This window comes from Nocardioides endophyticus, from assembly GCF_039543845.1.
GTDB classification, from domain to species: domain Bacteria; phylum Actinomycetota; class Actinomycetes; order Propionibacteriales; family Nocardioidaceae; genus Nocardioides; species Nocardioides endophyticus.
Genome location: NZ_BAABKN010000005.1, coordinates 92,445 through 118,482, shown reverse-complemented (window position 1 = coordinate 118,482; position 26,038 = coordinate 92,445). Strand labels below are relative to the sequence as shown.

Annotated in this window: 23 protein-coding genes; 13 read left to right on the top strand and 10 right to left on the bottom strand. The window is 70.6% G+C overall.

What is annotated here, in order from left to right; genetic code table 11:
* The first annotated feature begins 64 nt into the window (after positions 1 to 64).
* Positions 65 to 2,479: a phosphoketolase family protein gene (locus tag ABEA33_RS02850; RefSeq protein WP_345525049.1), complete on the top strand. Its 2,415-nt coding sequence runs from the start codon at positions 65 to 67 to the stop codon at positions 2,477 to 2,479.
* Here ABEA33_RS02850 and ABEA33_RS02845 read toward each other — a convergent pair.
* Both ABEA33_RS02845 and ABEA33_RS02840 read right to left on the bottom strand, forming a co-directional pair.
* Positions 2,476 to 3,624, bottom strand: a complete 1,149-nt coding sequence (locus ABEA33_RS02845) for an acetate/propionate family kinase (protein WP_345525047.1) — start codon at positions 3,622 to 3,624, stop codon at positions 2,476 to 2,478. The two genes, ABEA33_RS02850 and ABEA33_RS02845, sit on opposite strands and share 4 nt — an antisense overlap.
* A 108-nt stretch (positions 3,625 to 3,732) precedes the next feature.
* A complete protein-coding gene (locus ABEA33_RS02840; protein WP_345525045.1) occupies positions 3,733 to 4,272 on the bottom strand; it encodes a cation:proton antiporter domain-containing protein in 540 nt (179 codons plus the stop codon).
* Between the two features lie 97 nt (positions 4,273 to 4,369).
* Here ABEA33_RS02840 and ABEA33_RS02835 point away from each other — a divergent pair, with 97 nt between their 5' ends.
* A complete protein-coding gene (locus ABEA33_RS02835; RefSeq protein ID WP_345525044.1) occupies positions 4,370 to 5,968 on the top strand; it encodes an MFS transporter in 1,599 nt (532 codons plus the stop codon).
* A 75-nt stretch (positions 5,969 to 6,043) separates the two neighbouring features.
* Here the strand turns inward: ABEA33_RS02835 and ABEA33_RS02830 are convergent, their stop codons facing one another.
* Both ABEA33_RS02830 and ABEA33_RS02825 read right to left on the bottom strand, forming a co-directional pair.
* Positions 6,044 to 7,522, bottom strand: a complete 1,479-nt coding sequence (locus ABEA33_RS02830) for an amidohydrolase family protein (RefSeq protein ID WP_345525043.1) — start codon at positions 7,520 to 7,522, stop codon at positions 6,044 to 6,046.
* A gap of 286 nt (positions 7,523 to 7,808) precedes the next feature.
* Entirely contained in the window at positions 7,809 to 8,888 is a 1,080-nt protein-coding gene (locus ABEA33_RS02825) for an LCP family protein (RefSeq protein WP_345525042.1), read from the bottom strand.
* A gap of 125 nt (positions 8,889 to 9,013) precedes the next feature.
* Between ABEA33_RS02825 and ABEA33_RS02820 the strand changes: the two genes are divergently transcribed.
* The gene (locus ABEA33_RS02820) at positions 9,014 to 10,519 is read left to right on the top strand and encodes an AlkA N-terminal domain-containing protein (RefSeq protein WP_345525041.1); all 1,506 of its coding nucleotides are present in this window, start codon (positions 9,014 to 9,016) and stop codon (positions 10,517 to 10,519) included.
* Between the two features lies 1 nt (position 10,520).
* Positions 10,521 to 11,000, top strand: a complete 480-nt coding sequence (locus ABEA33_RS02815; protein ID WP_345525039.1) for a methylated-DNA--[protein]-cysteine S-methyltransferase — start codon at positions 10,521 to 10,523, stop codon at positions 10,998 to 11,000.
* Between the two features lie 115 nt (positions 11,001 to 11,115).
* Here the strand turns inward: ABEA33_RS02815 and ABEA33_RS02810 are convergent, their stop codons facing one another.
* A complete protein-coding gene (locus ABEA33_RS02810; RefSeq protein ID WP_345525037.1) occupies positions 11,116 to 11,838 on the bottom strand; it encodes an IclR family transcriptional regulator in 723 nt (240 codons plus the stop codon).
* Positions 11,839 to 11,927: 89 nt separating this feature from the next.
* On the opposite strand from ABEA33_RS02810, the gene leuC reads away from it, so the two are divergent.
* The 3 genes from leuC to ABEA33_RS02795 all read left to right on the top strand — a co-directional run bounded on the left by leuC (position 11,928) and on the right by ABEA33_RS02795 (position 14,878).
* Positions 11,928 to 13,349: a 3-isopropylmalate dehydratase large subunit gene (gene leuC, locus ABEA33_RS02805; protein ID WP_345525036.1), complete on the top strand. Its 1,422-nt coding sequence runs from the start codon at positions 11,928 to 11,930 to the stop codon at positions 13,347 to 13,349.
* A 1-nt stretch (position 13,350) separates the two neighbouring features.
* Positions 13,351 to 13,959 carry a 3-isopropylmalate dehydratase small subunit gene (gene leuD, locus ABEA33_RS02800; protein WP_345525035.1) on the top strand — a complete coding sequence of 203 codons (609 nt, stop codon included), beginning with the start codon at positions 13,351 to 13,353 and terminating at the stop codon, positions 13,957 to 13,959.
* Positions 13,960 to 14,257: 298 nt separating this feature from the next.
* Positions 14,258 to 14,878: an HU family DNA-binding protein gene (locus ABEA33_RS02795; protein WP_345525034.1), complete on the top strand. Its 621-nt coding sequence runs from the start codon at positions 14,258 to 14,260 to the stop codon at positions 14,876 to 14,878.
* 55 nt (positions 14,879 to 14,933) lie between these two features.
* Here ABEA33_RS02795 and cofC read toward each other — a convergent pair whose 3' ends face one another.
* Positions 14,934 to 15,581 (bottom strand): 2-phospho-L-lactate guanylyltransferase, encoded by a 648-nt coding sequence (gene cofC, locus ABEA33_RS02790; RefSeq protein ID WP_345525033.1) that lies wholly within the window; start codon positions 15,579 to 15,581, stop codon positions 14,934 to 14,936.
* 39 nt (positions 15,582 to 15,620) lie between these two features.
* On the opposite strand from cofC, the gene ABEA33_RS02785 reads away from it, so the two are divergent.
* Positions 15,621 to 16,385: a lysophospholipid acyltransferase family protein gene (locus ABEA33_RS02785; protein ID WP_345525032.1), complete on the top strand. Its 765-nt coding sequence runs from the start codon at positions 15,621 to 15,623 to the stop codon at positions 16,383 to 16,385.
* The gene (locus ABEA33_RS02780; RefSeq protein ID WP_345525031.1) at positions 16,382 to 17,383 is read left to right on the top strand and encodes an NAD(P)H-dependent glycerol-3-phosphate dehydrogenase; all 1,002 of its coding nucleotides are present in this window, start codon (positions 16,382 to 16,384) and stop codon (positions 17,381 to 17,383) included. The genes ABEA33_RS02785 and ABEA33_RS02780 overlap by 4 nt, the downstream gene beginning before the upstream one ends.
* A gap of 164 nt (positions 17,384 to 17,547) precedes the next feature.
* On the opposite strand, the gene ABEA33_RS02775 is transcribed toward ABEA33_RS02780, so the two are convergent.
* Complete coding sequence (locus tag ABEA33_RS02775) at positions 17,548 to 18,612, bottom strand: trans-sulfuration enzyme family protein (protein ID WP_345525030.1); 1,065 nt, start codon at positions 18,610 to 18,612, stop codon at positions 17,548 to 17,550.
* A 31-nt stretch (positions 18,613 to 18,643) separates the two neighbouring features.
* Here ABEA33_RS02775 and ABEA33_RS02770 point away from each other — a divergent pair, with 31 nt between their 5' ends.
* Positions 18,644 to 19,765: a D-alanine--D-alanine ligase family protein gene (locus tag ABEA33_RS02770; RefSeq protein WP_345525029.1), complete on the top strand. Its 1,122-nt coding sequence runs from the start codon at positions 18,644 to 18,646 to the stop codon at positions 19,763 to 19,765.
* Between the two features lie 7 nt (positions 19,766 to 19,772).
* Here ABEA33_RS02770 and ABEA33_RS02765 read toward each other — a convergent pair whose 3' ends face one another.
* Positions 19,773 to 20,264, bottom strand: a complete 492-nt coding sequence (locus ABEA33_RS02765) for a DUF3515 domain-containing protein (protein ID WP_345525028.1) — start codon at positions 20,262 to 20,264, stop codon at positions 19,773 to 19,775.
* Between the two features lie 30 nt (positions 20,265 to 20,294).
* Positions 20,295 to 20,531 (bottom strand): Lrp/AsnC family transcriptional regulator, encoded by a 237-nt coding sequence (locus tag ABEA33_RS02760; protein WP_028645383.1) that lies wholly within the window; start codon positions 20,529 to 20,531, stop codon positions 20,295 to 20,297.
* A 113-nt stretch (positions 20,532 to 20,644) separates the two neighbouring features.
* Between ABEA33_RS02760 and ABEA33_RS02755 the strand changes: the two genes are divergently transcribed.
* Positions 20,645 to 21,607, top strand: a complete 963-nt coding sequence (locus tag ABEA33_RS02755; protein ID WP_345525027.1) for a thiamine-phosphate kinase — start codon at positions 20,645 to 20,647, stop codon at positions 21,605 to 21,607.
* A 143-nt stretch (positions 21,608 to 21,750) separates the two neighbouring features.
* Here ABEA33_RS02755 and rpmB read toward each other — a convergent pair whose 3' ends face one another.
* Positions 21,751 to 21,936, bottom strand: coding sequence for a 50S ribosomal protein L28 (rpmB, locus tag ABEA33_RS02750; protein ID WP_028645381.1), 186 nt, complete (start codon positions 21,934 to 21,936; stop codon positions 21,751 to 21,753).
* A 184-nt stretch (positions 21,937 to 22,120) separates the two neighbouring features.
* Here rpmB and ABEA33_RS02745 point away from each other — a divergent pair, with 184 nt between their 5' ends.
* Both ABEA33_RS02745 and ABEA33_RS02740 read left to right on the top strand, forming a co-directional pair.
* A complete protein-coding gene (locus ABEA33_RS02745) occupies positions 22,121 to 23,779 on the top strand; it encodes a DAK2 domain-containing protein (protein ID WP_345525026.1) in 1,659 nt (552 codons plus the stop codon).
* Between the two features lie 16 nt (positions 23,780 to 23,795).
* A complete protein-coding gene (locus ABEA33_RS02740) occupies positions 23,796 to 26,033 on the top strand; it encodes an ATP-dependent DNA helicase RecG (RefSeq protein ID WP_345525025.1) in 2,238 nt (745 codons plus the stop codon).
* Positions 26,034 to 26,038 lie beyond the last annotated feature (5 nt).

The following is a 26,038-nucleotide window of genomic DNA, read 5'->3' as shown; positions in this document are numbered from 1 at the left end:
TGTGTGGAATCAGTCGTGCTGGCACCGTGGAGCTGCGACGGCACGCAACCCACCGGGAGGACGCATGACCGAGACGACCCTGTCCGACGACGAGCTCCAGCACCTCGACGCGTGGTGGCGAGCCGCGAACTACCTGGCCGTCGGCCAGATCTACCTGCTCGACAACCCGATGCTCGCGCGGTCTCTGGAGCCCGAGGACATCAAGCCCAGGCTGCTCGGCCACTGGGGGACCACACCGGGCCTGAACCTCGTCTACACCCACCTCAACCGGCTCATCCGGCAGCGCGACGTCAACGCGATCTTCCTTGCCGGTCCTGGCCACGGCGGTCCGGCGGCGGTCGCCTGTGCGTGGCTCGAGGGGACCTACAGCGAGCTGTATCCGCGGATCAGCTACGACCTGACCGGGATGCAGCGGCTGTTCCGCCAGTTCTCGTTCCCCGGCGGGATCCCGAGCCACGTCGCGCCCGAGACGCCAGGATCGATCCACGAGGGTGGCGAGCTCGGCTACGTCCTCTCCCACGCGTACGGCGCCGCGATGGACAACCCCGACCTCGTGGTCGCGGCGGTCGTCGGCGACGGTGAATTCGAGACCGGTCCACTGGCCGCATCGTGGCACGCCAACAAGTTCGTCGACCCGGTGTCGGACGGTGCCGTGCTGCCGATCCTGCACCTCAACGGCTACAAGATCGCGAACCCGACCGTGCCCGCCCGGATCCACCGCGACGAGCTGGAGAGCCTGCTGCGGGGCTACGGCCACGAGGTGATCACCGTCGAGGGAGACGACCCCGCCGACGTACACCGGCAGATGGCCGCGGCGATGGACCACGCCCACGACGTGATCAGCGAGATCTGGCGGGCCGCACGCGAGGATGGAGATGTGGAGCGCCGGCCCTGGCCGATGATCCTGATGGTGACCCCGAAGGGGTGGACCGGCCCGAAGGTCGTCGACGGCCTGCCGGTCGAGGGCACCTGGCGCGCGCACCAGGTCCCGCTCGCCGGCACCCGCGACAATCCCGAGCACCGTGCCCAGCTCGAGGAGTGGCTGCGGTCCTACCGCGCCGAGGAGCTCTTCGACGACGGCGTGCCGATCGAGTCGCTCCGTGCTCTCGCGCCGACCGCCACCCGCCGGATGAGCGCCAACCCGCACGCCAACGGCGGGCTGCTCACCAAGCCGTTGCAGCTGCCGGACTTCCGGGACCGGGCGGTCGAGGTGACGGCTCCCGGCGCCTCGATCCACGAGCCGACGAAGGTGCTGGGGGAGTACCTCATCGACGTGGTGCGCGACAATCCCACGAACTTCCGCATCTTCGGCCCCGACGAGACCGCGTCCAACCGGCTCAGCCCTGTCTACGAGGTCACCGACAAGGTCTTCGCCGGCGACATCATCGACACCGACGAGCACCTCGCCCGCTCGGGGAGAGTGGTCGAGATCCTGTCCGAGCACACCTGTCAGGGGTGGGTCGAGGGCTACACGCTCACCGGACGGCACGGGTTGTTCAGCTGCTACGAGGCGTTCATCCACCTCGTCGACTCGATGTTCAACCAGCACGCGAAGTGGCTCAAGACCACCCGCGACATCGCCTGGCGTCCGCAGGTGCCGAGTCTCAACTACCTGCTCAGCTCCCACGTCTGGCGCCAGGACCACAACGGGTTCTCGCACCAGGACCCCGGCTTCATCGACCACGTGGTCAACAAGCGCGCCGAGGTGGTCCGCGTCTACCTCCCGCCGGACGCCAACACGCTGCTGTCGACGATGCAGCACTGCCTGGAGAGCCGGCACTACGTGAACGTCGTGGTCTCGGGCAAGCAGCCGTCCTTCGACTGGCTGACCGGCGACGAGGCCGACCTGCACTGCGCCCGGGGCGCCGGCATCTGGGAGTTCGCCTCCAACGACGAGGGGCGCCCGGAGGTCGTGATGGCCTGTGCCGGCGACGTGCCGACCCTCGAGACCCTGGCCGCTGTCAAGATCCTCCGGGAGAGGCTGCCCGAGCTGCGGGTCCGGGTCGTCAACATCGTCGACCTGATGCGGCTGCAGGACGAGACCGAGCACCCGCACGGCATGGTGCACGCCGACTACGACAGCCTCTTCGGCACCGACGTCCCGGTGATCTTCGCCTACCACGGCTACCCGTGGCTGATCCACCGGCTGACCTACCGCCGCGCCAACAACCACCACCTGCACGTGCGCGGCTACAAGGAGGAGGGCACCACGACCACGCCGTTCGACATGGTGATGATGAACGACATGGACCGCTACCACCTGGTGATGGACGTCATCGACCGGACGCCCGGTCTCGGCACCCGTGCCGCGTCCCTGCGTCAGGAGATGGTCGACACCCGGCGCCGGGCCCGACAGTGGACCCGCGAGCACGGCGACGACCTGCCGGAGGTGCGCGACTGGCAGTGGACCGACGACGGCGTGGAGCTGGGCAGGGACACCTCGCCGTCGGTCGCGGCTTCGACGAGCGCGGACTTCTAACGCAGGAGCGCGGCCGTCGCGCGGGCGATCGCCAGCTCCTCGTCGGTCGGCACCACCAGCACCACGACCCGCGAGGAGTCGGTGGAGATCCGGCGGGCGTGGGTCGCGGGCGCCCGGTTGCGGTCGTGGTCGATCTCGACGCCCAGGCGGTCGAGACCGCTCAGCGCGTCCTCGCGCAGCCGCGCATTGTGCTCGCCGACGCCTGCCGTGAAGGTGATGACGTCGGCGCCGTCGAGCACGGCCAGGTAGGCGCCGACGTACTTGCGGATCCGGTGGCAATAGACGTCGTACGCCGTCCGCGCGCGCCCGTCTCCGGCGTCCACGGCCGCGAGCAGGTCGCGGAAGTCACTGTGGCCGGCCATCCCTTGGAGACCCGAGCGGTGGTGGAGCAGGTCCTCCAGGCCATCGGTGTCCAGGTCGCCGTGCCGCAGGAGATGGAGCAGCACCCCGGGGTCCAGGTCGCCGGCTCGGGTGCCCATCACCAGTCCCTCGAGCGGCGTGTGCCCCATCGACGTGTCGACCGGACGTCCTCTCCGGATCGCCGCCGCCGATGCTCCGTTGCCGAGGTGGAGCACGATCTGGTCCAGATCGGCCAGGGGACGGTCGAGGTGCTCGGCGGCGGCACCGGAGACGTACTGGTGGCTGATGCCGTGCGCGCCGTAGCGCCGGATCTGCTGACGCTCGGCGACCTCCGCATCGAGGGCGTACGTCGCCGCCGCGGCCGGCAGGTCGGCGAAGAACGCGGTGTCGAACGCGGCGACCTGGGGGACGGCTGGGAAGTGCTCCCGGGCGCTGCGGATGCCCGCCGCCGCCGGCGGGTTGTGCAGGGGAGCGAGCCGGGCCAGGCCGTCGATCTCGGCGAGCACATCGTCGTCGACGACCGTCGCGCGGGTGAGGTGCGGGCCACCGTGCACCACCCGGTGCCCTACAGCCAGCAGGGCGGACTCCTCGAGACCCTGCTCGGCCAGGTCCGCCTGCATCGCGTCGAGGGCCGCGGTGTGGTCGGGCACCTCCGGCCCGCCGATCCGGTCGACGACGCCGTGGAGCGAGGTCGTGCCGGCGGCAGGGTCGACCACGGCGTACTTCAGCGTGGAGGAGCCGGCGTTGAGGACGAGCACCCAGCCCGGTCTGCCGTTCCTGCCCATGCTCGAAGTCAAGCACCGTTTGGCACAGATGCCGAAGTGCTCGGCACCCTCCGCGCGGTCCCGGTACGCGCGGCAGGGCTGCCCCGAACGTCCGCGTGTGTCGATCGGCTACTGCCGGCTGGCCGGGTCGGAGCTCTTTAGCAGGATCGCGACGAGTGGGAAGAGGAGGACGGAGAGGACACCTGCGCCGACGAGCGCAGCGGCGTTCTCGGGTCGCATCGTCTTGCTGGCGAGCCCGATCTGGGTGAGCGCGACGATCATCGGGAGAGAGGTCGCGACGCACAGCATGAGTCGGATGCGCTCGCGGACGACGAGGTCTCGCCGGTAGACCACCAGGGTCGGAAGCCCGCGGACGACGAGCAGCAGGGCGACGAACACGATCAACCGCGCGGGGGACTCGAGGATCGAGTGGACGTCGATGTCCATGCCTGCGCTGACGAAGAAGACCGGGATGAAGAATCCGTAGCCGACGGCGTCGAGCTTGCCCTCCAAGGCGTGGGTGTCTCCGGGGGCCCACCACCTGAGGACGGCTGCTGCCAGGAATGCGCCGAGGACGACGTCGAGGCCGAACTCTCCTGCGAGGACCAGGAGGCCGAGCAGCAGCAGGATCGAGATGCGCAGAGTGGTCTGCCATTGGGCGCCCCGCACCTGACGCTGCGCACCACCTTGATTTGAGTGAAGACGGCAGAACATCACGCAGAAGGGGTGATGCGCAGTCACCGGTGGCCGGACCTACAGTGCGACCGTGACCGGTACCTCGAAGGCGTCATCGGCTGCCCCCAAGCGCGCGGGGCTGGTCCTGGCCGCGTTGATCCTGGGCGCCGCCGTCGCCAACCTCAACCTCGCGGTCGCGAACGTCGCTCTGCCGTCGATCGGCAAGGCCTTCGACTCCTCGCAGACGTCACTGAACATGGTCGCCGTGGGCTACTCGCTGGGGCTGGCGGCCTCGGTGCTCTACCTGGGCGCGGTCGGCGACCGGTACGGTCGCAAGCTGATGCTGATGCTGGGCATCGCCTTGTCGATCCCGGCCTGTCTGCTCGCGGCGTACGCGCCCAGCGACACGGTGCTGATCATCGCTCGCATCTTCGGCGGCGTCTCGGCGGGCATGGCCTACCCGACCACGCTGGCGTTGGTCGCTGCCCTGTGGTCGGGCCCGGGGCGGACCAGGACGATCGCACTCTGGTCGGCGCTCGGTGGCGCCATCTCCTCACTGGGACCGCTGATGTCGGGGGCGCTGCTCGAGCACTTCTGGTGGGGGTCGGTCTTCCTGGTGACCTTGCCGCTGGCGGTCGTCGCCCTGGTGATGGCCGTGGTGTTCGTGCCTGCCCACGTCAACGAGGGCTCGGAGCCGGTCGACAACCTCGGTGGCGTCCTGTCGGTGCTGATGATCGGCGCGCTGGTGGTCGGCATCAACTTCGCCGCCGTACCAGGATCGACGACGCTTCTGATCGGCATGGGGGTCATCGTGCTTGCCGCAGGCGGTGCGTTCGTGCTGCGGCAGCGGCGGACGGACAACCCGCTGTACGACCTCGACGTCGCCGCCCGCCGGATCTTCTGGGTCGCTGCCCTTGCCGGCATCATCGTCTTCGGTTCCCTGATGGGCGCGATGTTCATCGGCCAGCAGTTCCTGCAGAACGTCCTCGACTACTCGACGCTCGAGGCCGGCACCTCCATCATCCCGGCGGCGGTGATGATGGTGCTGATCGCGCCGCGCTCTGCCCTGCTGGTGGAGTCCCACGGAGCGCGCTTCACGCTGCTCGTCGGCTACGTGTTCGTGCTGCTCGGCTTCCTCACGATGCTGCTGCTGTGGAAGGAGGGCAGCGCCTACTGGCAGGTGGCGCTCGCCTACGCCCTGGTCGGCACCGGGGTGGGGTTCGCCGGGACGCCCGCGTCGCACTCGCTCACCGGTGCAGTGCCGGTGCGTCGCGTCGGGATGGCGTCAGGTACCGCGGACCTGCAACGGGATCTGGGCGGCGCGGTGATGCAGAGCATCTTCGGTGCGCTGCTGGTAGCGGGCTATGCGTCCTCGTTCACCTCGGCGATCGGCGACTCGTCCGATGCCAGCAAGGTGTCCGACAGCACCGAGGCAGCACTCACCAAGTCGTTCGACAGCGCTGCTGCAGTCGCCCAGCAGAACCCCGAGTACGCCAGTCAGATCACAGCCGCCGCGAAGGAGTCCTTCCTCGCAGGTGATCACTGGGCCTACACCGCCGGGATCGTGGCGGTCCTGCTGGGCGCCGCGTTGGTGGCGACGATGTTCCCCGGCAAGGAGCGCGAGCAGGAGCTGCTCGCGGCGTACCAGTCCGAAGACCAGGCGGAGTTGGGGCCCGCTAGCTGGGACTGAGGGGGTCACGCAGGTTGGCCAGGTCGGCGCGCGGCCAAGACTGCCATCCTGCCGGACGGGTGCCGGGGGACAGGCTCAGCGCAGCTCCCCGCGGACGGCCCGCCCGGGGTAGGCGCCGGGGTCGAGCTCGTCGTCCCTGATCACGAACGTGCCGCCGACCATCAGGTGGCGTACGCCGCTGGAGGGTCGCACCGGGGCGGCGGCCGTCGCGTGGTCGGTGACCGCCTGCGGGTCGAGAACCACGAGGTCCGCGTCGGCCCCCGCCGCGAGACGGCCTTTCGCACGCATCGCCGGAGCCACCTCGTCGAGCACCCTCGCGGGCAGGTAGGCGCAACGGCGGAACGCCTCCGGCCAGTCCCAGAGCCCGTGCTCGATCACCATCAGCCGCAGGCTGCGGGCGAAGGTCCCCGATGTGCGTGGGTGCGTCGACGCGCCCGGCGGCAGCGGCCACTCGCGGGTGTCGGCGCGGTGGTCGGGCCACTCCAGCGGCATGGCGTCGCTGGCGACGATCGCGTCCGGGTAGGCGAGCGCCCGCCGCAGCAGCTCGCGGTCCGCCTCGTCGCGCTCGTCGAGGAACTCCACGATGCAGGTCGCGCCCGGGTCGAGCTCGCGAATCTCCTCCAGCCGGCGTACGTCGGCGATGCGCTCGCCGCTGCCGACCATCACGATGCTGGACGGGGCCAGACCCCAGGCGGGGAGCCGGTCGGGCGCGAGGAAGAAGGCACCGACGCTGGTGCTGCCCATGCCGTACGGGTAGGCCTCGACGGTGACCCGTGAGCCGGCGGCCCGCGCTGTCTCGAGCGTGCCGAGGACCCGGTCGACGTGCCGGCGCGAGGTGCTGTTGACGTGGCAGTGGTGCATCGCGGCGCCGGTCTCTGCGGCCGCGATCGTGACCTCGCTGGAGCCGTCGATCGGCGTGGTCGGGTCGGCCTCGACGAGCTCGCGGACGTGGGTGAACGTCGGTGCTCCGGCTGCGGCCGCGAGGCGCGCGACGGCGAGGTACTCGGCCGGATCCGAGCGCGGCGCGTAGCCCATCAGGATGCCGATCCCGAGGGCGCCGGCGGCGAGCTCACGCTCCAGGAGATCGAGCCAGGCCGCGAGCTCGGCGGGGGACGAGGTGCGCTGCCAGTCGAGGTTGCCCAGCAGACCGGCCGAGCGCTCGAAGTCGGCCGCCGGCGTGATGCCGGCCAGGACCTGCCCGCGAGCGTCGGACCACGATGCGGAGAAGCCGTAGTTGAGCACCCGCCCGGCGGCAGCGGCCTCGGCGTACGCCCGGTCGATCGGCATCAGCCCGGCCTCGAGGTCGAGGTTGGTCGTCACGCCGTCGAACGCCTGCAGTCGCTGACCGGCGATGGAGTGCACGTGGCTGTGCAGGTCGACGAAGCCGGGTCCGACGACGAGACCCGTCACGTCGACGACCGTCGCATCGCCGTCCAAGACGGGCAACGGCGAGATCTGGCTGACCGTCCCGTCCGTGACGACGACGTCGGCGACGGTCTCCGTCCCGGCCTCGGGATCGATGACGCGGCCGCCGCGGAAGATCGTCGTGGTCATGGCGGCGATTGTGCCGCCAGGTCCTCGGGTGGTGGTCGTCGGGCGTCGCTGATCTTCACGGGCTCCACCACCGGGGAATGTCGGGGGACTTGGGCGCGTGCGAAACCGGTGGTCGACCGACCGTTCACCAACGGAACCTTGCCCCCGGGGACCGAGCGAGCGCGTCCTGGACGAGGAGAGTGCCGGCGTGCCGGGATTGGTGTTCGACGCGGGTGGTCACGACGGCGCGGCTCGGTGATGGTGGAGTCGCCGAGGCGTTCGACTACGTCTTGAGGGGCGACGGCGTCTAGGAGCAGAGGCCGTTGGCGGCGGCCTGATCCTTGGAGCCGCTCTGGTTCCTGCCGCTGATCGCGCCCTTGCCGAGGGTGCCGAGCGGTTGGTCGTGCTTGACCTTCGCCCACAGCGCCGGCGCCGCGTCGGTGAGCTGGAGCCGACCCCAGTACGGGCTGTCCGCCGGGAAGTCGGCGGTCGGCGCGGTCACGAAGCGGATCTTGTCCAGGTTGGCGTCGCGCAGGGAGAGGCCGAGCTTGCCGAGCTTGCCGACGCTCGCGATCTCGGGGTTGGTCGTGATCGAGCCCGCGAGCGCGCGGGCGAAGCCGACGACCTTGTCGGGCCGGGTGAGCGTCTGGGCGGACATCACCCTCGACAGCATCGAGGCGATGAACGCCTGCTGACGCTTCATCCGGCCGAGGTCGGAGTTCGGCGTGGAGCTGCGCTGGCGCACGTACGCGAGTGCGGCGTCGCCGTACAGCTTCCGGGTGCCGGCGTCGAGGTGGATGTTGTGCTCGGGGTCGTCGATGTCCGACGGGATGCACACCTCGACACCGTCGACCGCGTCCACCATGTCCTTGAACCCTGCGAAGTCGACGACGACGTAGTCGTCGATGTAGATGCCGGTGAGTGCCTCCACCTGGGCGACGGTGCACGTAGGGCCACCGACCGCGAGCGCGTCGTTCCACATCACGTCGGTCGCCGCCGGGATGGTCTTGTCGTCCTTGGTGCACTCCGGGCGGTCGACGAGCGTGTCCCGGGGGATCGAGATGCCGTACGCCGACTTCCGGCCTTTGGCCACGTGCAGGAGGATCGTCAGGTCGGACCCGCCGCCGCCGGCTTCGCCGTCGATCCCGCAGCCGTCGCAGGAGCGCGTGTCGGTGCCCATCACCAGGATGTTGAGCTCGCTGGTGGGGAGCTTGGGCTCCCGCGTGACACCGGGAGGGTGCACAATCGACGGTCCCGCGACGATGCGCCCGTTGACCTGGTTGTACGCGAAGGCGACGGTCGCGCCGGTGACGAGTGCGACGACGAACTCGGTCACGAGGATGACCCGCAGTGCTGTACGTCGTTGGTGGCGGGTCGCCTTGGCCAAGTCAGGTCCTTCCAGGGAGTGTCCCCGAGACACTGTGCCGCCAGCCTACGGGGCGGTCCCAGGCCCCTGACGGTGATGTCCGATTCCCGCCAGATGGTGTCGGTGGCGTGGGGGAAGATGGATGCATGACCCCGACCCTCGAGACGCGGATGGCTCCCCACCTGGATGGCGAGTCCTGCTACCGCGCGGTGAAGTCGCGGGACCGCCGTTTCGACGGTGTCTTCTACACCGCGGTCCGCACCACTGGCATCTACTGCCGACCGTCCTGCCCGGCGCGCACCCCGGCGTTCCACAACGTGACCTTCCACCCGAGCGCAGCCTCGGCCCAGGCAGCGGGCTACCGCGCATGCAAGCGCTGCCTGCCCGACGCGACCCCGGGGAGCCCCGACTGGGACGTGGCGGCGACCGCGGCCGGCCGGGCGATGCGGTTGATCGCCGACGGCGTCGTCGACCGCGACGGAGTCGAGGGTCTGGCCTGCCGGGTCGGCTACACCTCGCGCCACCTCGGTCGCATCCTCACCGCCGAGCTCGGCGCCGGACCGCTTGCCCTGGCCCGGGCGCGTCGTGCCCAGACCGCCCGGGTGCTCATCGAGACCACGGACCTGACCTACGCGGACGTGGCCTTCGCTGCTGGCTTCTCCAGCGTGCGGCAGTTCAACGAGACCGTTCGCGAGGTCTACGCATCGTCGCCGACCGAGCTTCGCGGACGCCGCGGCGGTCAGCCGGCCACCGGCACGCTCGTGATGCGGCTCGCCGTGCGCACGCCGTACGCCGGGAAGGCGCTGCTCGACTTCCTCGCGTTGCGTGCCGTGCCCGGCGTCGAGACAGCGGGGGAGGGCTGGTACGCCCGGACCCTGGCGCTCCCGCACGGCTCCGGCACGGTGCGGCTGGAGATCCCGGATGAGCCGGCGGCGCAGCAGACCGCGTTCGTGACAGCGTCGTTCGCCCTCGATGACCTGCGCGACATCAGTGCCGCGTCCGAGCGGGTGCGTCGGCTGCTCGACGCCGACTGCGACCCCGTCGCGGTCGGTGACGCCTTTGCGGGGGATCCGGTCATCGGCCCCCTGGTGAGGCAGTGGCCGGGGCTGCGCGTGCCGGGGCACGTCGACGGGCACGAGGTCGCCGTGCGCGCCGTGCTCGGACAGCAGGTCAGCGTGGCCGGCGCACGCACCGTCGCCGCACGGCTCACGGCCCTTCACGGACGTCCCATCGCCCATCCCGTCGAAGGCCTGACCCACCTCTTCCCCGACGCGGCGACCCTCGCGTCGCTCGATCCCGAGGAGCTGCCGATGCCGCGTGCGCGCGGTCGCGCGCTGATCGCCCTGTGCGCCGCGCTGGCCTCCGGCGAGATCGCCCTGGACCGTGGGCCCGACCGTGACGACGTACGCCGGGCGCTGCTGGCGCTGCCCGGCATCGGGCCGTGGACGGCCGACTACATCGCACTGCGCGCGCTCGGCCACCCCGACGTCTTCCTGCCGACCGACATCGGGATCCGCGACGCACTCGTCCGCTTCGGCCGCGACCCGGCGACCGCGGCTCAGCTCGCCGAGTCCTGGAGCCCGTGGCGGTCCTACGCCCAGCTCTACCTCTGGCAAAGCTCTACTCTCACTGCAATCCCGAAGGAGCACTGACATGTGGACCGAGATGGACTCCCCGATCGGCCCGTTGCGCATCGTCGAGCACAACGGCGCGATCACGGCGATCGAGTTCTCGCCCTACCGCGACTCCGACGGGCGGGTCCGCGGTGCGGAAGCACCCGACAACCCGGTCCTGGCGGAGACGGTCCGTCAGCTCACGGCGTACTTCGACCGCGACCTCAAGGAGTTCGACCTGCCCCTCGACCCGGTGGGCACCGACTTCCAGCGGCGGGTCTGGGACCAGCTGCTCGGCGTCGGCTGGGGCGAGACCGCGTCGTACGGCGAGATCGCGCACCGCATCGGCATGACCAACGCCGCCTCGCGGGCCGTCGGCCTCGCCAACGGCAGGAACCCGATCCCGATCGTGATCCCGTGCCACCGCATCATCGGCGCCAACGGCACCCTCACCGGGTACGCCGGCGGCCTGCCGCGCAAGCAGCTGCTGCTGGAACTGGAACAAGATGCCTTGTTCTGAGCTGAGACTCGGCAGCCAGGTCGAGTAGCCGCGCGAGCGAGGAACGAGCTCGCGACCGGCGTATCGAGACCCGGTGAGGTGAGACCACAGCTTGGCTGTCATCTCAGGGTCTCCGCTACTCCGCAGCAGCCCGCCGGAGCGATTCGGACAGCCGCTCTGCGGCAGCGAGCACGGCGGGAGCGTGCATCCGGCCGGGCTGACGGGACAGGCGCTCGAGCGGACCGGAGACCGACACCGCGGCGATGATCTTGCCGCCGGGGGAGCGGACCGGGGCGGAGACGGACGCGACGCCCTGCTCGCGCTCGCCGACCGACTGGGCCCAGCCGCGGCGGCGGATGCCGGAGAGCGCGGCGGCCGAGAACGCGGAGTTCTGCAGGCCGCGGTGCATCCGCTCCGGGTCCTCCCACGCAAGCAGCACCTGCGCGGCCGAGCCGGCACGCATGGTCAGCTGCGAGCCGACGGGGATGGTGTCGCGCAGGCCGCTGGGCCGCTCGGCCGCGGCGACGCAGACACGGTGGTCGCCCTGGCGCCGCCAGAGCTGTGCGGACTCGCCGGTGATGTCGCGGAGACGGGCGAGCACCGGGCCTGCCGTGGCGAGCAGACGGTCCTCGCCGGCGGCGGCGGAGAGCTCGGCGAGACGCGGACCGAGCACGAAACGGCCCTGCATGTCGCGGGCGACCAAGCGGTGGTGCTCGAGTGCGACGGCCAGTCGGTGGGCGGTCGGGCGGGCCAGGCCGGTGCCGGCGACCAGACCCGCGAGGGTGGCCGGGCCCGACTCGAGGGCGGTGAGCACGAGGGCGGCCTTGTCGAGGACGCCGACTCCGCTGGTGTTGTCCATATGGCAATACTGGCGTCTCAGATCATGGGATGCAAGCGGTACGCTCTGTGACGTATCCACCACACGAACGCACACTGAGGGAGTCAGTCATGGGCAAGACCCTGGCCGAGAAGGTCTGGGACGAGCATGTCGTCCGGTCTGTTGACGGAGAGCCGGACCTTCTCTTCATCGACCTCCACCTCATCCACGAGGTGACCTCCCCGCAGGCCTTCGACGGCCTCCGCCTCGCCGGCCGCCAGGTGCGCCGCCCCGACCTGACCCTCGCCACCGAGGACCACAACGTCCCGACGATCGACTGGGACAAGCCGATCGCCGATCCCGTCTCCCGCACGCAGGTCGAGACCATGCGGCGCAACGCCGAGGAGTTCGGTGTCCGGCTGCACCCGCTCGGCGACATCGAGCAGGGCATCGTCCACGTCGTCGGCCCGCAGCTCGGCCTGACCCAGCCCGGCATGACGATCGTGTGCGGCGACAGTCACACCAGCACCCACGGCGCGTTCGGTGCGATCGCCTTCGGGATCGGCACCTCGGAGGTCGAGCACGTGCTCGCCACGCAGACGCTGCCGCAGGCGAAGCCGAAGACCATGTCGGTCACGATCAACGGCAGCCTCCCCGCCGGCGTCACCGGCAAGGACATGGTCCTCGCCTTGATCACCCACACCGGGACGGGCGGTGGGCAGGGCTACATCGTCGAGTACCGGGGCCAGGCCATCGAAGAGCTCTCGATGGAGGGCCGGATGACCGTCTGCAACATGTCGATCGAGTGGGGCGCGAAGGCCGGCATGATCGCTCCCGACCAGACGACCTTCGACTACATCGAGGGCCGTCCCGAGGCACCCAAGGGCGCCGACTGGGACGCCGCGGTCGCACACTGGAAGACCCTGCGCACCGACGACGACGCGGTCTTCGACAAGGAGATCGTGCTCGACGCTGCCGACATGACACCGTTCGTCACCTGGGGCACCAACCCCGGCCAGGGCGTGCAGCTCAGCGGGACCGTCCCCAACCCCGCGGACTTCGACGACGAGCAGGACAAGGTCGCCGCGGAGAACGCCCTGCGCTACATGGGTCTCGAGGCCGGTACGCCGATGCGCGACGTCAAGGTCGACACGGTGTTCGTGGGCTCCTGCACCAACGGCCGCATCGAGGACCTGCGGCTCGCGGCCAGCATCATGGAGGGACACCGCGTCGCCGCGGACACCCGGATGCTCGTCGTCCCGGGCTCGGCTCGGGTGCGGCTCCAGGCCGAGGACGAGGGCCTCGACGTGATCTTCAAGCAGGCAGGCGCCGAGTGGCGCGGTGCCGGCTGCTCGATGTGCCTGGGCATGAACCCCGACACGATCGCGCCCGGCGAGCGCAGCGCCTCGACCTCCAACCGCAACTTCGAGGGCCGTCAGGGCAAGGGTGGTCGCACCCACCTGGTGTCCGTACCGGTCGCTGCGGCGACCGCCATCCGCGGCACGCTCTCCTCGCCCGCCGACCTCCAGCCCGTCACCGTTGGGAGCAACTGAGATGGACAAGTTCACGACCCACACCGGCGTCGGCGTGCCGCTGCGCCGCAGCAACGTCGACACCGACCAGATCATCCCCGCCGAGTACCTCAAGCGGGTCACGCGGACCGGCTTCGAGGACGGGCTGTTCGCCGCGTGGCGCAACGACCCGACATTCATCCTCAACAACGAGGCGTACGCCGGCGGCTCGATCCTGGTCGCAGGCCCCGACTTCGGCACCGGTTCGTCGCGCGAGCACGCCGTGTGGGCCTTGCAGAACTACGGCTTCAAGGCAGTCATCTCACCCCGCTTCGGTGACATCTTCCGAGGGAACTCCGGCAAGGCCGGCCTGGTCGCCGCGCAGGTCGACGAGAAGGTCGTCCAGCGGATCTGGGACCTGCTCGACGGGCAGCCCGGCGCGACCGTGACGGTCGACCTCGAAGCGCGCACGGTGCGTGCCGGTGAGGGGGTCGACGCGATCGAGGACTCCTTCGACATCGACGACTACACCCGTTGGCGTCTGATCGAGGGCCTCGATGACATCGGCATCACTCTCAGCCACGAGGCCGACATCGCGACCTTCGAGGCGACCCGACCCGCATGGAAGCCGGTGACCCTGCACGCGAGCTGATGCTCGCTCACACCTGTCGCTGATGCCGAGTTTTCCCAACCCTGGTTGGGAAAACTCGGCATCACTGCATTACGGGGTGCTGCTGCTGGAGCGCCGGAGATGCCGGCAAATGCCCGCCGCTGAGCCGGTCTGAGACCTCCACGCCGGGCCGAAGCGCACCGCGCGGCATCTGGGACGCGAGGAAAAACACTGCGCAAAACGCCGCTTGGTGATTGTGAGTGCGGCCACGTTTACCTAGCGTGCATTGAAGAAAGTCGAGCATGGGCTCGACCACAGGCGTTCATTGGAAGGGAAGACAGTGAACAAGTCAGAGTTCATTGACGCACTCTCGTCACGTTTCGACGGGAACAAGAAGGCGGCGTCACACGCGCTGGAGTCCGTGTTGGACACGATCACGCGTGAGGTCGCGAAGGGCGAGAAGGTCGCGATCACCGGCTTCGGCTCGTTCGAGAAGCGGATCCGCGAGGCGCGCTGGGTGCGTAACCCGCAGACCGGCGCTCGGATCAAGGCGAAGAAGACGGCGGTGCCGAAGTTCACCGCCGGCGCTGATCTGAAGAACGTCGTGTCGGGTGCCAAGAAGCTGCCCAAGCTGACGCTGGCCGCAGCGCCGGCCGCTGCCAAGAAGGCGTCGGCTGCGGCCAAGAAGGCGGCTCCGGCCAAGAAGGCGGCGCCGGCGAAGAAGGCGGCTCCGGCCAAGAAGGCAGCAACCGCGAAGAAGGCCGCTCCGGCCAAGAAGGCGGCGCCGGCCAAGAAGGTGGCTGCGAAGAAGGCTCCGGCCAAGAAGGTGTCACCCGCGAAGAAGGCAGCACCCGCCAAGAAGACCGCCACGGTCAAGAAGGCGGTACCGGCCAAGAAGGCGGCCGCCAAGAAGGCACCTGCGAAGAAGGCTCCGGCCAAGAAGACGGCCAAGAAGGCCTGACCCACCGCACCGTCGAACGGGCCGTCACCCTCCGGGGTGGCGGCCCGTTCGTCTGTCAGGACGTGAGGTCAGCCGCGAGGAGGGCGACGGCGGTGTTCGGTCCTACGCCGAGGCTGACCGCCTCGTCCAGGTCGGCAGGGTCGTCGACGTCGCGGCGCACCGACGCAGGCGCGTCGGTCAGCTCGCGGGCGCCGGAGGCGAGGTGGGCCACCCGGGACCCGGGCCCGAACTGCGGGTCGAACTCGTCGTGCCCGGCGACGTACAGCGTGGTCCCCACCCCGGCCGCATCGGGGACGAAGCTCGGACGAGTGGTGTCGAGGTCACCCAGCAGCTCGTCCAGGTCGTCGGTGCGCAGCGCCGGAAGGTCGGCGCAGACGGCGACCGGCACCAGGTCGGGCCACCTGCGTCGCGCCTCTGACGCTGCCTGGCGCAGCGTGCCGTTCAGGTCTCCCGACACCCCGTCGGGGATCGCGGTGCAGCCGAGCGCGGAGAGCACGTAGGAGAACTGCGCATCGTCGGTCACGACCATGACCTGGCTGACGGTGCTGGCACGCAGGCAGGCGAGGACGGTGTCCTGGGCGAACGACTCCGCCAACCGTCGCCGAGCGGCGCCGCCGTCGAGGCCGGCGAGGCGCGACTTGCCGACGGCGGGTGGCTTGACCGGCACCAGGACGGCGAAGCGGGCGGCGGGCTGAGCGGACATTGCCCCGATCCTGTCAGGCCCGTGGACTAACCTGCGCAGGTGGTTGTACGGAAGCAGACGCAGAAGCGCGGCTGGGCGTGGTGGATCGCGGTGCCGATCGTGCGTCCGGCACTGATCGCGACGACCACCCATGAGTGGATCGGCGGAGAGAACATCCCCGAGACCGGGGGATTCATCCTGGTGCTCAACCACGTCTCGCACGTCGACCCGCTGACCGCCGCCCACATCGTCTACGACCACGGGCGGCTGCCGCGCTATCTCGCGAAGTCGGGCCTGTTCAAGAACAAGGCGCTCGGCTTCTTCCTCCGGGCCGCCGGCCAGATCCCCGTCGAGCGGCTGAGCAAGAACGCGGCCGGTGCCTTCGACGCGGCCGTCGCCGCGGTGCGACAGGGGGAGTGCGTCGTGGTCTACCCGGAGGGCACGCTCACCCGGGACCCCGACGGCTGGCCGATGACCGGGAAGTCGGGTGCTGCCCGGATCGCACTCGAGACCGGCTGCCCGGTGATCCCCGTCGGGCAGTGGGGTGCGCAAGAGATACTGCCGCGATATTCGAAGAAGCCCGATCTCTTCCCTCGCAAGCTGATCACGATGAAGGTCGGTGCACCGGTGGACCTCTCCGACCTGGTCACCCAGCAACGCACCCCGGCGGTGATCCAGCAGGCGACCGACCGGATCATGGCTGCGATCACCCACCTCGTCGAGGAGGTCCGCGGTGAGAAGGCGCCGGCTGAGCGGTTCGACATGAAGAAGCACGGTGTGCAGCAGATCGGCAACCCCAACAAGACGCGGAAGGATGATTCATGAGCAAGGTTGCGGTGCTCGGTTCCGGTTCGTGGGGGACGGCCTTCTCGATCGTCCTCGCCGACGCCGGCAACGACGTGAACCTGTGGGCGCGGCGCGAAGAGGTTGCCACTGCGGTCAACGAGCAGCGGGAGAACCCCGACTACCTGCCCGGCGTCGAGCTGCCACCCGCGATCCAGGCGACCCACGACGTCGAGAAGGCCCTCCACGGTGCCGACGTCGTGGTGCTGGCGACCCCATCGCAGTCCCTGCGCGAGAACCTCACCCAGTGGGCGCCGTACGTCGAGGCCGGCGCGACGTACGTGTCCCTGATGAAGGGCGTCGAGCTCGGCACTCTGGAGCGGATGAGCCAGGTGATCGCCGAGATCACCGAGGCCGGACCGGAGCGGATCGCGGTCATCAGCGGGCCCAACCTGGCCAAGGAGATCGCCCGCCGCGAGCCTGCGGCCTCGGTGGTGGCCTGCGAGGACGAGGATGTCGCGAAGATGCTGCAGGCGCGGTGCCACTCGCCCGCGTTCCGGCCCTACACGAGCATCGACGTGCTCGGCTGCGAGCTCGGCGGCGCCTACAAGAACGTCGTCGCGCTGTCGGTGGGCATGGCTGTCGGACTCGGGTTCGGCGACAACACGACGGCCTCGCTGATCACCCGTGGGCTTGCCGAGACCGCGCGTCTGGCGATGGCTCTCGGTGCGAATCCGCTCACCCTGATGGGGCTGGCCGGGCTCGGCGACCTGGTCGCGACGTGCTCGTCGCCGTTGTCGCGCAACCGGACCTTCGGCGAGAAGCTCGGGCAGGGCATGACGACGGCGGAGATCTACGCCTCGACGCGCCAGGTCGCCGAGGGAGCGAAGTCGTGCTCCTCGCTGCTCGCGCTCGCCGAGCGCACCGGCGTGGACGCGCCGATCGCCCACCACGTCGACGCCCTCGTCGACGGACGGATGACGGCCGAGCAGATGATGGACGCGTTCATCGCCCGTGACACGAAGGCCGAAACTGACTGATCGGCGGAGTCGATCAGTCAGTTTCATCGGTGGTCGAGCAGCGACCGCGGCTGAGGAACGAAGCCGCGACGGAGTGTGTCGAGACCCGGTGACGGGCCTACGGCGCTGTTCGTCTCACGGCCTCGACACGGTTGCCAGCGCAACCTGCTCGACCGAAGAGCTACTCAGACCAGCCCGTCGAGCGCCGCCTCGAGGTCGTTCCAGAGGTCCTCGACGTCCTCGATCCCGACCGACAGCCGCACCAGGGCGTCGGGGATGGTCGCAGGCTCCGCCTTCCAGCGGCGGCGACGCTCCAGGGTCGACTCGACCCCGCCGAGTGACGTCGCGTGGGTCCACACACGGGTCTTGTGGCACAGCAGGTCGGCCGCCATCGCCCCTTGGGCGAGCACCACGGAGACGATCGCGCCGAAGCCGGGGTAGCGCACCTCGCCGATCGCCGGGTGGTCGGCCAGTCGGCGGGCCAGCTCGGTCGCGTTGGCCTGCGCGCGCTCCACCCGCAGGTGCAGGGTGCGTACGCCGCGCAGAGTCAGCCAGGCCTCGAACGTCCCGGGGATGGCCCCCAGCAGGTCGCGCCGGCCCTTGAGCACGCCGTACAGCTGGTCATCGGTCGTCATGATCGCGCCCATCTGGACGTCGCTGTGTCCCGCGAGGTACTTGGTCGCCGAGTGCACCACGATGTCGGCGCCCATCTCGAGCGGCTTCTGGAGCAGAGGAGTGGCGAAGGTGTTGTCCACGACGACGTACGCCCCGGCCTCGTGCGCCGCTGCCGCGATCGCCGGGATGTCGGCGAGCTCGAGTGCGGGGTTGGTCGGCGACTCGAACCACACCAGCGCCGCGTCGTCGCACGCAGCGACGACGGCCTCGGTGTCGGTGATGTCGACGAGCCGGGCGGTGATCCGTCCGCGGGCCTCCAGGTCGGCCAGCTGGAGCAGCGTGCCCGTGTAGGAGTGCACCGGTGCGACGACGATGCCTCCCTGGCCGACGAGGTCCAGCACGGTCGCGACCGCGGCCAGTCCCGAGGCGAAGGTCAGGCACCGCCCGCCCTCGAGGGCGCCGAGGACGTCCTCGAGTGCCGTCCAGGTGGGATTGCCGTAGCGGCCGTACTCGAGCTCGCCCCCCGCGACGTACGTCGCAGCCATCACGATCGGCGGGTTGAGCGGCTGGTCGGGCTCGTGAGCGGGGCGGCCCGCTGTGACGGCGACGGTGGCGGGCCGCAGGTCCTCGGTCATGGCACGACGCTAGCCGGATAAGGTCGTGCCGATGAACTCCGCACCCCGCAAGCCCCGCGTCGCAGTCGTCTTCGGCGGTCGGTCGAGCGAGCACGCGATCTCCTGTGTCACTGCCGGGAGCGTGCTCGCGGCCATCGACCCCGAGCAGTACGACGTGGTGCCGATCGGCATCGCGACGGACGGGCGTTGGGTGCTGGAGTCCGGCGACCCCGAGCGCCTGCGCATCACCGGCCCGGACCGCCTGCCGGCTGTCGACGGCGACCGCGCGACGATCGCGCTGGCCCCCGAGGCGGCCTCGACCGGCTTGGTCGTCACCGAGCCGTCCGAGCCGCCGCGCACCCTCGGTGACGTGGACGTGGTCTTCCCGCTGCTGCACGGTCCGTGGGGCGAGGACGGGACCATCCAGGGCATGCTCGAGATGGCCGGCGTGCGGTACGTCGGAGCCGGCGTCCTCGCCTCCGCCGTCAGCATGGACAAGGCCTACATGAAGCTCGTGCTCGCGGCCGCCGGGCTTCCGCTGCTCCCGTCGGTGACCGTCACCGCGGGGGAGTGGAAACGGGACGAGGCCGCGTGCCGCGAGCGGGCCGACCGGCTCGGCTACCCGCAGTTCGTGAAGCCCGCACGAGGTGGCTCGAGCTTCGGCATCTCCAAGGTGCACGACGCCACCGAGCTCGAGGCGGCGATCGCCGAGGCGGTCCGCTACGACCCGAAGGTGCTCGTCGAGACCGCGGCCGTCGACGCCCGCGAGATCGAGTGCGGGGTCCTCCAGGCACTCGACGGCACTCCCGAGACCAGCCTGCCGGCGGAGCTGCGGGTCGGCGGCGACCACGAGTTCTACGACTTCGAGGCCAAGTACCTCCCGGGCCAGCACACCGAGATCGACATCCCCGCCGACCTTCCGGCCGAGGTGACCGCGCAGATCCGTGAGCTGTCCGTGCGTGCCTTCGAGGCCGTCGGCTGCGAGGGCCTGGCCAGGGTGGACTTCTTCGTGTTGCCCGGCGGCCGGGTCGTCGTCAACGAGCTCAACACGATGCCGGGCTTCACCCCGACCTCGATGTACCCCCAGATGTGGGCCGCCTCCGGCGTCGACTACCCGGCGCTGGTCGACCGGCTGATCCGGCTCGCGCTGGCCCGCGACACCGGACTGCGCTGAGACCCGTCTAGAAGTCGGACACGCTCAGGCAGGAGACCGTCTTCTTCAGGTGCTGCTTCAGCGGTGCGGCCAGCTCGGCCAGTGCGCTGGCCCCCTGCTCCGGCAGGTAGTCCTCCGGGACCTCGAGTCGCACCCGGGGCCGGTATCCGTCGGCGGTGAACGTCGCGTCCCGGTCGCCCTCGGCGTCCTCGTCCGACACGAGCCAGCCGATGCCGTCCGCCTCCACGCACTGCGGCACGTCGCTGATGTCGACCGCGACGACACCGCAGGTCAGCACGATCGCGGGGTCGCCCCACGCGGCGCCGTACGCCGTCGCGCCGGTGACCTCGACGGCCTTCTCGCCGACGAGGGTGTCCGGGAGGGCCGCCACGAGGGCCCGGCAGGCGGCGTCCTGCGCCGCGGGGAGGTCGGGCCCGTCGATCTCAGGCGGAGTGCTGCTACAGCCGGTCGCCAGGAGCAGCACCGCGCACGCGACGGCGCCCCGGGTCCGGAGGGACACGGGGCGCCGAGAGCGCGTGGGGGTCGGCACTCAGATGTGCACGACCGGGCAGGTCAGGGTGCGGGTGATGCCGTCGAGGTTCTGGACCTTCGACACGACCAGCTTGCCGAGCTCGTCGACGTTGCGCGCCTCGGCACGCACGATGACGTCGTACGGACCGGTGACGTCCTCGGCGAGGGTCACGCCCTTGACCTGGGCAATGGCAGTTGCGACCTCAGCGGCCTTGCCGACATCGGTCTGGATCAGGATGTACGCCTGGACGACCATCGAGCTCTCCCTGGGGTTGCTGGCTAACGTGCGGGGCCAACCTACCGCGGGGTATGCGCGTGTCGATAGGTGGCCGCCGGTCTGGCCGCTGCGGGATCTGGTGGGATGGGTCCATGTCCGCTCCCGCCCCGTTCCCCTCAGACGCCACGCTCGCCGACGCCGGGGAGTTCGGTCTCATCTCGGCGCTCGTGGACTTGTTCCCGCAGGGCGAGCACGTGCTGGTCGGCCCCGGCGACGACGCCGCGGTCCTGCGCGTGCGCACCGGGCATGTGGTCGTGTCGACCGACCTGATGGTCGAGGGCCGCCACTTCCGCCGGGAGTGGGCCTCCGCCGAGGACGTCGGGCACCGGGCTGCGGCCCAGAACCTGTCCGACATCAACGCGATGGGCGGTCGGGCCACGTCCCTCACGGTCGGACTGGCTGCCCCCGCGGACCTGCCGGTGCAGTGGGCGCTCGACTTCGCACGCGGGTTCGCCGACGAGTGTGCGCTGGTCGGCGCCAGCGTCGTCGGGGGAGACGTGACCCGCGCGGACCAGGTCGTCATCGCCGTGACGGTGCTCGGCGCCTGCACCGAGTCCCCCGTGCTGCGTTCGGGTGCACGGCCCGGCGATGTCCTCGCGATCTGCGGCCGGCAGGGCTGGGCCGCCGGCGGGCTCGCAGTCCTGGGCCGCGGGTTCCGCTCCCCGCGCGTGCTGGTCGAGGCCTACCGGCGCCCGGAGCCGCCGTACGACGCCGGCAAGGTCGCCGCCGAGGCCGGCGCCACCGCGCTGATCGACGTCTCCGACGGCCTGCTCGCCGAGGCCGGGCACATCGCGGACGACTCCGGGGTCGCGATCGACGTGCACGCGTCGGCCTTCGACATCCCCGACCCGCTGCACGCGGTCGGCGCCGCACTCGGCGCGGACCCGATCCAGTTCATCCTCGGCGGCGGCGACGACCACGCGCTGCTCGCCACCTTCCGCGATGTCGCTGCGGTGCCGGAGGGGTGGGCCGTGATCGGCGCGGTCGCCGAGGGCGCTGGGGTCACGGTCGACGGTGCGCCGTACGAAGGCGCCACGGGGTGGACGCACTTCTAGCACGGACTTCTCCGGGAGGACTGTCACTTCTCAGGCGTTGCGTCGGCCGAGAAGTGACAGTTTCACCGGTGCACCGGTGAGACCGCCAGGGCATGCGAAAGGCCCCGACCGCAGAAACGATCGGGGCCTCGCGAAGAGCTAGATCAGCGGGAGACCTTGCCGGCCTTGAGGCAGCCGGTGCAGACGTTGAGACGCTTCGGGGTGCCGTTGACGGTGGCCCGGACGCGCTGGATGTTGGGGTCGAAGCGGCGCTTGGTGATCTTGCGCGACCACGGCCGGTTGTTGCCGAAGCCCGGCTTCTTGGCGCAGATGTCGCAGACGGCAGCCACGAGGTACTCCTGAACGATCGAAGGTCTTGAGAACTGGGTGTTGAGAAACGTGGGGCCCGCGAACGGGCAACCGCACAAGAGTATCTGACGTGCCGCCGAGGCGAAAATCGTGCGGGTGCCACTAGCCTGTGGCACTCATCTCCCGAGCCGTTCAGGGCCATTCTCCACGATCGAGGACGCGATGATGGAAGTACCGATCGAGGGTCGCATCACCCTCGCCGTGGTGCTGCGCTTCGTCGATGTCGCCACCGACGCCCTCGCCGAGGCCCGCGAGGAGATCGACGCACTCAACGTCTACCCGGTCCCGGACGGCGACACCGGCACGAACATGTACCTCACCGTCTCGGCTGCGCGCGACGCCGTACGGGCGCTGACCGACCAGGATCCGGAGGTCGACCTCGGTACGGCGCTCGAAGCGTTCGGGCGTGGGGCACTGCTCGGTGCACGCGGCAACTCGGGCGTGATCCTGAGCGAGATGCTGCGCGCGATCGCCCGCCAGATCGCCCGGGCCGGAGCGGACGATCACACCGCCGCGGTGATGGCGGACGCTCTCGTCAACGCGGCCGACGCGAGCTACGCCGCCGTCGGCACCCCGGTCGAGGGCACGATCCTGACCGTGAGCCGGGCCGCGGGGGAGGCGGCCGCCCGTGTCGCCGCGGCACCCGGCGCCCGCGCGCGCGACGTGTTCGTCGCGGCCGCCGCCGCCGCCCGCGAGGCGTTGGCACGTACGCCGGACCTGCTGCCCGTGCTCCGCGACGCCGGTGTCGTCGACGCGGGCGGGCGCGGGCTGAGCGTCATCCTCGACGCCGCCGAGACCGTTCTCACCGGCCGCCGGCCGACGCCGGTCACGTCGCCGCTCGGCAGCAGGCACATCCCGGTGCCCATCCCGGCGATCCAGGGCGACCTGACGCCGGACGGACCCGCCTACGAGGTGATGTACCTCCTCGACGCCGACGACGCCGAGGTGCCCCGGCTCCGGGAGACGCTCGCCGGGCTCGGGGACTCGCTGGTCGTGGTGGGCGGCGACGGCCTCTGGAACGTCCATGTCCACGTCGACGACGTCGGCGCCGCGATCGAGGCGGGCATCGAAGCAGGTCGGCCGCACCGGGTCCGGGTCACTCACTTCGCCGAGCAGGTCGAGGCCGCGGGTGTCCGGGTGTCCGAGCGCGCCGGACGGCGCGTCATCGCCGTGGCGGCCGGCCCGGGTCTGGCCAGCCTGTTCGAGGAGGCGGGTGCGGTGGTCGTGGTCGGCGGTCCTGGCCAGCGCCCGTCCACCGGACAGCTGCTCGAGGCGATCACCGCCTGCGGTGCCGCCGAGGTCGTCGTCCTGCCCAACGATGCCGACTCCGTGCGGGTCGCCGAGATCGCCGCCCGTACGGCGGAGGCGGACCTCGGCGAGTCCATCCGCGTCGCGGTGATCCCGACCCACGCGCAGGTGACCGGCCTGGCCGCGATCGCGGTCCACGAACCCGGTCGCGCGTTCGACCAGGACATCCTGGAGATGACCGCGACCGCCCGGCACGCCCGCCAGGGAGCAGTCACGATCGCCGCCAAGCAGGCGATGACGATGGGGGGACCGTGCGAACCGGGCGACGTGCTGGGGGTGATCGCGGGTGACTTCGCGGTCGTGGGCGACGACCTGTTCGTCGTCGCGACCGACGTCCTCGACCGCCTCCTCGGCAGTGGCGGCGAGCTCGTCACGATCGTCGGCGGCGCCGACGACACCGACGGTGCGCTGGCGACCCGGTGCGCGGCGTACGTCGAGGAGCGTCACCCCGCTGTCGACGTCGTGGTGTACGACGGAGGGCAGCCGCGCTACCCGCTGCTGATGTCCGCCGAATGACCCAGAAGGCACGCCCATGATCACCCTCGACTCGCCGGTCGCCACGGTCCTCGGCGACCAGAAGAAGAAGCGCGACGCCATCGTCGAGCGACTCGGCCTGCGCACGGTCGGAGACCTGCTGCACCACTTCCCGCGCCGCTACGTGAAGACCGGCGAGCTGACCAAGGTCGAGCAGCTCCACGAGGGCGAGATGCTCACGGTGTCGGGGCAGCTGGGCCGGCCGGACATCCGGACCTACAAGGACAAGCGCACAGGTCGCCCGGCGTACCGCGTCGACACGGTCGTGCACACCGACGGCCCCCGGCTGCGGATGTCGTTCTTCGCCAAGTCCAAGGGTGTCGCCGAGTGGAACACCACCCGCCTCAAGGAGGGCCGCCGCGGGATCTTCCTCGGCAAGGTCGGCCGCTTCCGTGACGAGTGGCAGCTCACCAATCCGCAGATGGTGCTCTTCGGGGACGGCGGCGAGGACACGGCCGAGCTCTCGCTGGAGACGCTGCGCGCCTTCTACCCGATCTACCCGCTCACCAAGGGCGTCGACTCGTGGGACATCCAGCGCGCCACGGCGTTCGCGCTCTCGATCGTCCCCGAGGTGCCCGACCTACTGCCCGAGGTGACCCGCATCGACTACGACCTGCTCGACGCCCGGACCGCCCTCGAGCTGATCCACGCGCCGGGCACGTACGCCGAGATCACCCTCGCGCAGCGACGCTTCCGGTTCGAGGAGGCCCTGGTCACCCAGCTCGTCCTGGCCCGGCGTCGGCGCGCCGTACGCGAGCTCGGCGCCCAGGCCCGCACCGGAGGTCAGGGTGCGCTGCTGGCGGCGTTCGACGAACGGCTGCCGTTCGAGCTCACCGCCGGTCAGCGCGAGATCGGCGCGCAGATCGAGTCCGACCTCGCGGCGGCGCACCCGATGAACCGCCTGCTCCAGGGAGAGGTCGGTTCCGGCAAGACGCTGGTCGCGCTCCGCGCGATGCTGCGCGTCGTCGACTCCGGCGGCCAGGCCGCGCTGCTGGCCCCGACCGAGGTGCTCGCCCAGCAGCACCACCGCTCGATCACGGCCATGCTCGGCGACCTCGCGTCCGGCGGCATGCTCGGCGGCAGCGCCGACGCCACCAACGTCGAGCTGCTCACCGGCTCGATGACGAAGGCACAGCGCACGGCGCCGATGTCGCGGATCGCGACGGGGGAGGCAGGCATCGTCATCGGCACCCACGCGCTCCTCGAGGACAGGGTGATCTTCCACGACCTCGGTCTCGTCGTCGTCGACGAGCAGCACCGCTTCGGGGTCGAGCAGCGGGCCGCGTTGACCGACAAGGCCGGCACGCCCCCACACGTGCTCGTGATGACCGCGACGCCGATCCCGCGCACGGTCGCGATGACCGTCTTCGGCGACCTCGAGGTCTCCACGCTGACCGAGCTGCCTGCGGGTCGAGCGCCGATCCAGACCAACGTCGTACCCCTCGCCGAGCACCCCACCTGGTTCGGCCGGGTCTGGGAGCGCGTGCGCGAGGAGGTCGACAAGGGCCACCAGGCGTACGTCGTGTGCCCGCGCATCACCGGTGACGAGCAGGAGCAGGGAGAGAGCGACCAGCTCGAGCTCGACGAGGACGGCAACACCGTCACGCCAGAGCGGCCGGCGGGCGGGCTGGCGGCCGTCGAGGAGGTCGCCGCGCAGCTCACAGCAGGGCCGCTGGCCGGGCTGCGCGTCGAGAAGCTCCACGGCAAGATGCCGCCGGAGGACAAGGACCGCGTGATGCGGGCGTACGCCGCGGGCGACATCGACGTGCTCGTGGCGACGACGGTGATCGAGGTCGGGGTCGACGTCGCCAACGCGACCGCGATGGTGCTGATCGACGCGGAGCGGTTCGGGGTCTCCCAGCTGCACCAGCTGCGTGGGCGGGTCGGCCGGGGCGGCCATCCGGGGCTGTGCCTGCTGGTCTCGCGGGCCGAGCTGGGCAGCCCCGCGCGCGACCGGCTCGACGCCGTCGCTGCCACAACGGACGGCTTCGAGCTCAGCCGGGTGGACCTCGAGCAGCGCCGCGAGGGCGACGTTCTCGGCAAATCGCAGTCGGGATACCGCTCTGGGTTGCAGAATCTGCGCGTGCTCCGCGATGAGAAGACGATCGTGCAGGCGCGCGAGGCCGCGGTCGGGCTCCTCGACGCCGACGCCGACCTCGCCCACGCGCCCGACCTCGCCGTGGCGGTGGCCCGCCTCGAGCAGTCCGTGCAGTCCGACTTCATGGAGAAGTCGTGAGGACC